General features: G+C 51.1%; 6 protein-coding genes. 4 read left to right on the top strand and 2 right to left on the bottom strand.

The annotated features are described in order from the left end of the window. Positions 1-235: 235 nt before the first annotated feature. The 4 genes from OKW78_RS14485 to OKW78_RS14470 all read left to right on the top strand — a co-directional run bounded on the left by OKW78_RS14485 (position 236) and on the right by OKW78_RS14470 (position 3,966). Positions 236-1,351 (top strand): ABC transporter ATP-binding protein, encoded by a 1,116-nt coding sequence (locus tag OKW78_RS14485; protein ID WP_281195773.1) that lies wholly within the window; start codon positions 236-238, stop codon positions 1,349-1,351. Positions 1,352-1,353: 2 nt separating this feature from the next. Continuing rightward, the gene (locus OKW78_RS14480) at positions 1,354-2,265 is read left to right on the top strand and encodes an ABC transporter permease (protein ID WP_281195772.1); all 912 of its coding nucleotides are present in this window, start codon (positions 1,354-1,356) and stop codon (positions 2,263-2,265) included. Next, complete coding sequence (locus OKW78_RS14475) at positions 2,266-3,075, top strand: ABC transporter permease (protein ID WP_281195771.1); 810 nt, start codon at positions 2,266-2,268, stop codon at positions 3,073-3,075. It begins immediately after the preceding gene. Between the two features lie 183 nt (positions 3,076-3,258). After that, a complete protein-coding gene (locus tag OKW78_RS14470; RefSeq protein WP_281195770.1) occupies positions 3,259-3,966 on the top strand; it encodes an RraA family protein in 708 nt (235 codons plus the stop codon). A 217-nt stretch (positions 3,967-4,183) separates the two neighbouring features. Here OKW78_RS14470 and OKW78_RS14465 read toward each other — a convergent pair whose 3' ends face one another. After that, a complete protein-coding gene (locus OKW78_RS14465) occupies positions 4,184-5,335 on the bottom strand; it encodes an extracellular solute-binding protein (protein ID WP_281195769.1) in 1,152 nt (383 codons plus the stop codon). 469 nt (positions 5,336-5,804) lie between these two features. Continuing rightward, a complete protein-coding gene (locus OKW78_RS14460; protein WP_281195768.1) occupies positions 5,805-6,254 on the bottom strand; it encodes a Rieske (2Fe-2S) protein in 450 nt (149 codons plus the stop codon). Positions 6,255-6,258 lie beyond the last annotated feature (4 nt).

Raw genomic sequence — 6,258 nt, 5'->3', positions numbered from 1 at the left:
CATCGCCAGTAACTCTTTGAGCAACCGGCACAACCTCCCCGATGAAGCGGGAGATTTGGGTCATGATCAACTGAAGTCTCCCGCTTCAACTCCTTTGATTTAGCGGCTCACCTCGTTGCTGTATGGCGATTCAACACAGCCGTCTACTTCCATACGCTTCTTTCCAGTAGATTCCATCGAGGCTTGAGTTGTGCTATACACCACCATTTAATATCGTTCACTACGCTGATTGCTTATGGCATACGTTGATGTGCGTGACATCCGCAAAACATACGGTAATGTCACTGCTGTAGATCATATCTCGTTCGATATAGAGGAGGGTGAACTATTGACTCTACTAGGCCCGTCTGGATGTGGGAAAACCACGACATTGGACATGATTGCAGGACTCACGACTCCGGATTCTGGAGATATTAGGATAAACGGTGAACGCGTCAACGATATCGGGGCAGAGAATCGTGACACGGTGAAGGTATTCCAGGAGTACGCTCTATTTCCCCATATGTCGGTCGGTCAGAACGTGGGTTTTGGGTTGAAGATGGAGGGCATGCCGAAGTCGGAACGTGTGGAGAGGGTAAAAGATGTCCTCGAAATGGTCGAACTTGGTGGCCTCGAGGACCGATCTATCGGTGAACTCTCCGGCGGCCAACGTCAGCGTGTCGCGACGGCGCGAGCGTTAGTGAAAGAACCATCCGTATTGCTTCTTGACGAACCGTTCTCAGCCCTCGACTTGAAGCTCCGTGAACAGCTTCAGATTGAGCTGAAGAAGCTTCAAAATGAACTCAATATCACCACGGTCCACGTAACACACGACCAGGAGGAAGCCATGGTCCTCTCTGATAAGATCGTGGTCATGAATGATGGGAAGAAGTTACAGAAAGGAACTCCGAGCGAGATTTATGAGTTCCCCAATAGCCAGTTCGTCGCGAATTTTATCGGCAAATCGAACCTGATCCACGGGACTATCGTCAGCGAGACCGCGAATCGATACGTTGCAGAGTCCAACGAGACTGGTGTCCGTTTTGAAGGCGTCGCGAGTGATGGCCAAGCATTGACCGTCGGAGATGACGTTGCGATATGTCTTCGTCCAGAGAAATGCGATATACGTGCTGCGAAAGACTCCTCCTCCGCACAAAATCGACTTTCTGCGACTTTGAACCACGAGTTCTTACTGGGTTCGATAGTTCAATATCGACTGACGGTCAACGAGACAGTAATTGGTGATGACGTTGGGAAAGAGTTCATCGTTGAAGATAAAAACACAGGGAGAAAGTCCGAGTTCGGTCCACAAGACGACGTCTGGATCAAATGTAAACCCGAACACGTGAAAATCATCAAAACAGACAAATGAAAATGCTCACCAGCGTTACACAATCGTCACGCCTTAACGCGTTTGGTAGCTATATCAAGAACCTCCTGGACCGGCTTTCGTTCCTGGGGGCGTTACCGTTGCTGTCTCCTGGATTAGTGTTCTTACTCGTCTTCTTCTTCATCCCCGTGCTCATACTATTGGGAATAAGCTTCCAGACAGATTTCCTCCCCGGAACGATAACCAACCTTACATTGGATAATTATATCTCGATTTTCTCTGATTCGTACTTTATTGCTACGTTGATTCGTACGTTGGTGATGGGGGTTGCGGTTGCCGTGTCGACCCTCGTAATCGGCTATCCGGTAGCGTACCATATTACGCGTCTCGAGAGCTCTCAGAAACGAGCGTTCTTCCTACTCTTGGTCATGGTTCCCTATCTCACCAGTGTCGTTGTCCGGACCTTCGGGTGGCTTATCATCCTTCTCCAAAATGGATTCCTGAACACGTTCCTCCGGTGGACAGGTCTCTCTGAAGGCGTGAAACTGGTGAACAACGAGTACGGTATCTATATCGGCCTCGTACACGTATTCTTGCCAATAGCCGTGATAAGTCTCATGACCTCACTTGGCAAAATTGAGCCTTCCCTTGAGAAAGCTGCTCAGGACCTCGGGGCGTCACGGCTCGGGGTGGTTCGATACGTACTGCTTCCGTTGAGTAAGCAAGGGCTGCTTGGAGGCTTTCTGCTCGTGTTTGCTCTAACCATTAGTTCGTTTACGACGCCGTCGATTCTCGGTGGGACAACCGAGGTCATGGCCACCGCGATCTACACTTATGTTGGCTATCTCACTAACTTCAATTTAGCCTCGGCACTAGCCATCGTACTCATGATATTTGCGATAATTGTAATCGTCGTCTCGAACCACCTAGGTCAATCCCGTGGAGAGGTGGTCTAGATGGTATCACAACAGACGAAAAGACGTCTCGAGTCGCTCGGCTACAAGTTAGTGCTGTTTGGGATTTACACCTTCTCGATTTTCCCGATTTTAATCGTCTTCATAATGGCTCTCGGACCGAGCCAGCGTCTCGAGTTCCCACCAAGCGGGATAACTCTCAAGTGGTACATCGCTGCTTTCAGCCAATTCTCCGAGTACATTCAGCCGCTTATCTTCAGTCTCCGTATCGCGATTATCGTTGGTATTATCGCGACCATCTTCGGGACGCTAGCAGCGTACGCCCTCATCCGCTTTCAGCCTAGGTTCGTAAACGGTCTTCAGGGCACATTCAGTGCGCCACTAACTGTTCCACAGGTCGTTATCGGTCTAGCACTTCTCGTCTTTTTCTACCAGCTGCAACTCCCACTGGGTGAACCTGCTTTGATTATCGGTCATACTGTAATCGCCATCCCTTTCGTAGTCATTTTTGTCACGACTAGCCTCAAAGAATTCGACGAGAATTTGGAAACGAGTGCTCGTGATCTGGGTGCAGATAAGTACCAAACGTTCCGTTACATTACACTTCCGCTTATCAAAGCAGGCGTGTTCGCAGGGGGAGTTTTCTCGTTCATCGTCTCGTATAACAACGTTCCCGTGTCTCTGTTTCTCATCAAACCAGGTGGTGGAACGACCCTCCCTATGGTGATCTTCCAAAATCTCGAATACGGGTTCACCCCTGACTTAGCAGCGATCGCTGTAATACAGATGCTGGTCGTGTTCATCATTCTTGGATTGGTTAACCTCGTTACCGACGTTACTGAAATCTTTTGATGACCCAGTTTTAGGATCGATTCTCTGTAGTAGTATTACAAAAAATACTGCTCTGATGGATGAAAGCCTGCTAAGTCCCATCAGAGCCAAAAATACAGAGGTTTTCGATTGATCCCCCACGCGATGGTAGCTCTCGTTTTTCTCGTCTGGAGATTCGATAATTCACATATGAGACCGAATCCCATGATAACGTTCATTATGGTCGGTACTAAGGGACATACACCAATGATTGTCGAAGACTTCGAACGACCAAGTGACGAGCAGCTCGACGCCCTTCGTGAAATCAACCCGAATGACCTCGGTCATCACGTCCATTTTGGACACACATCTCCCCAGATCAAGTTTATGGAGACCTCCGATTCAGCGAATATTGTGGGGCCTGCCTTGACGGTTCGAATCCCCCCGGAGGATGGAACAATGGTCCACAAGGCAACTGAGCTCGCAAAACCAGGTGACGTCATCGTAATCGACATGGGTGGACATACGACGAATGCTCCATGGGGCGACGTTACTACGCATGCTGCGATGGCCCGAGGTGTAGAAGCGGTCGTAATCGACGGAGCGGTCACCGATACGCATGGGATTCGAAAACTTGGATTCCCCGTATTTGCACGAGCTAAGAGCACGAGGACTGTACGAGGATTAGGAATTGGTGGAGACATTAACGTCCCCATCCAAGCTGGCAGCACAACGGTTGAACCCGGAGATGTCGCGATTGCCAACGAGGAGGGGGTCCTCTTCGTCCCACAAGACGACATTGATCGTGCACTTGAACATTGTGAGGGAAAACTTGAGCGTCAGGAGGAGATCATCGCTCAACTCGAGGATGGTGCTTCATTAGCGGACCTATCGGGGGCTAACGACCGCATTCAACGGATGTCGGAAGAGTAGGAAATCGACCTACTTAGTTTAATCCGAATCCATCTCGTTCTTCGAAGTGAAGGTTCTAAACTCCGAGAAGATGTTTCAGGCTCAAGTGATTTTATAGGGAGTGCGGTCCATCGATTGGGAAGGCACTATTCGGAATCAAGTCCCGATCCCATAGTGACGCCGGTCCAGAGAAAATGTCTTTACAGCGATACTGGGGCAACGTTCAGTGCCCCTATTATCAGCACTTACTTCCGATCTCTCTCACCCAGCGCTCTGTCCATGCTTCACGCTCTTCACCAATCTTCTGGGGAGACGGGTAGTATAGCTTGTCGAAGTTCGGCATTTCCGGATTTGGCACGAGTTCCTTGTATTCGCTGGTCAGGTTCTCGACTGCCCCCGGGTGGCTTGGTCCGACATTGTAGCCCATCGCCCATTCAGCGTTGACCTCAGGACTGACCCAGTGGTCGAGGAATGCGAACGCGAGTTCTTTATTCTCTGCCTGGGATGGAACTGCGAGACAGTTAACGAGATGAGGTGCTCCCTCAGTTGGGACGGCCATGTTGTAGGGCTCTCCACGGTCTTTTATGGAGATAAGTGACCGACCACTCCAGAACGGGGTCGCCCAGACCTCTTCCGAGCTCGTGTAGTTGAAAATCTCTGACGACGACTGGATTGTCGTTAGTATTTGATCCGGACAGAGCTGGGCAGTCTTTTGGAATCCGGGATCCATATTGTCGATCCCTCCACCTTCCATCCGAGCGGCTTGGATGACCAAGAATACACCTGCAAGGTTCGACGGATGGATGAGGATGGTGTGACCCGCGTTCCCTTCATTCCAGAGGGCTTCCCATGAGTCTGCAGGTCCCTCGTTCTTCTCCTGGTGAGTGAACAGGGAAAGGAACTGTACCCCGTGAACTACCCCGTATGGGAGGGTGATATCTCCATAGTTCTCGACGATGCCGTGGATGTTCTCATATTCTTCTGGGATCTCTGCTAAGGTTCCGTCTTCTTTCCCCAGCAGGATCTCTCCACCGGTGAGTACAGAAACTCCGAATCCAGGGTCGCCGTTAGACGCCTTGATTTTGGAATACGCTTCTGATGCTGAACCCGATGTGTCGAGGTTTACAGTTGCTCCAGTCTCCTCTTCAAACGGATCAGCGATCACCTCTCTGAATAGATCACTCCAATCCCCCCCATAGCCGTTCACGGTCAGGGTTTCTCCAGAGAACTGATTTCCGGAACCGCTCTCCGACGTGGTATTAGATGCCCCATTACCTTCGGTAGAGCTTCCCTCGCCGCCACCTCCACCGGTACATCCGGCGATAAGACCGGCCGTGCCCACCCCACCGTATCTGATTGCCTTACGCCTGGTAACACTTCGTCTTGACATTGATATCCAATGCCATGGGGTGCTTATACATATATTTATCGCTCAAACTGGAATCACCGGTGATCAAATTGGCAACAGGAGCGTGTCATAGAAAGCGTCACGTACGAAGCAGCAGGGTGCGCAAAGTGTGATGCCTGGGCGTCGAGCACACCCGAAGGGTCGTATATCTCGGCGAACGCTTCCCACGGTCGAACGCGAGCCCGTCGAGGTCCCCATCGTCGCGTGCGTCGTCGAACACCAGGCACAGCTTGCCCGTCTGCTCAATGGGGCTCGTGAAGGGTATCTCCCCACGACAGTGTCGATCTATGGTCCGCCCTGGACGGGAAAGCGGTACACTACGCCGGATCTTCGAGAGTTCACGGCCAGCCATGAGGACATCTCCAGCGTGGCCGGCACGCTAACGGCGTACCATGCAATCGGTTCATGAATTTTACATCTCGAATCAAATTAGAATTGACCCTAGAACGCTCTAGATATAGAGGACGATGATGTCTTCTTCGATTTCGACATCATATGTCTGGACGGGGGGTTCATCACCCTGTAGGGAGGTCCCGTAACAGCTGACTTGCTCGTCTCTATCGGATTTCGACTCCACCTCGACGTCGAACGTTCGCGTTCTGACTTTGTGTGGGTTGAAGACCGATTCTCCGGTGGTGATGTCGAACTCCCAGTGGTGCCAGGGACACTGTACGATCTGTCCATTCTTCTCCCAATCGTACTCACCAACGCTCTCCGATGTCACAGTCCCAGTGATTCGCCCTTCACATAGAGGGGCAAGCTGATGGGGACAGACGTTATTCAACGCGTAGTACTCACCGTCAATGTTGAATACACCGATCGCTAGGTTGCCAACCTCCACGATTCGGCGCTCGCCCGGAGTGAGCTCCTCAGCCGGACAAACTTCGTGTCTAGTCGTCATCGGC

The organism is Halorubrum sp. F4 (genome assembly GCF_027257195.1).
Lineage (GTDB): Archaea > Halobacteriota > Halobacteria > Halobacteriales > Haloferacaceae > Halorubrum.
Note: the sequence above shows the minus strand (reverse complement) of the source record. Positions and strands in the feature narration are given on the sequence as shown.

Bases quoted from the DNA above. Each gene is read 5' to 3' on its own strand.
- OKW78_RS14480 (WP_281195772.1), top strand. From the start codon at position 1,354: ATGCTCACCAGCGTTACACAATCGTCACGCCTTAACGCGTTTGGTAGC.
- OKW78_RS14465 (WP_281195769.1), bottom strand. From the start codon at position 5,335: ATGTCAAGACGAAGTGTTACCAGGCGTAAGGCAATCAGATACGGTGGG.
- OKW78_RS14485 (WP_281195773.1), top strand. From the start codon at position 236: ATGGCATACGTTGATGTGCGTGACATCCGCAAAACATACGGTAATGTC.
- OKW78_RS14475 (WP_281195771.1), top strand. From the start codon at position 2,266: ATGGTATCACAACAGACGAAAAGACGTCTCGAGTCGCTCGGCTACAAG.
- OKW78_RS14460 (WP_281195768.1), bottom strand. From the start codon at position 6,254: ATGACGACTAGACACGAAGTTTGTCCGGCTGAGGAGCTCACTCCGGGC.
- OKW78_RS14470 (WP_281195770.1), top strand. From the start codon at position 3,259: ATGATAACGTTCATTATGGTCGGTACTAAGGGACATACACCAATGATT.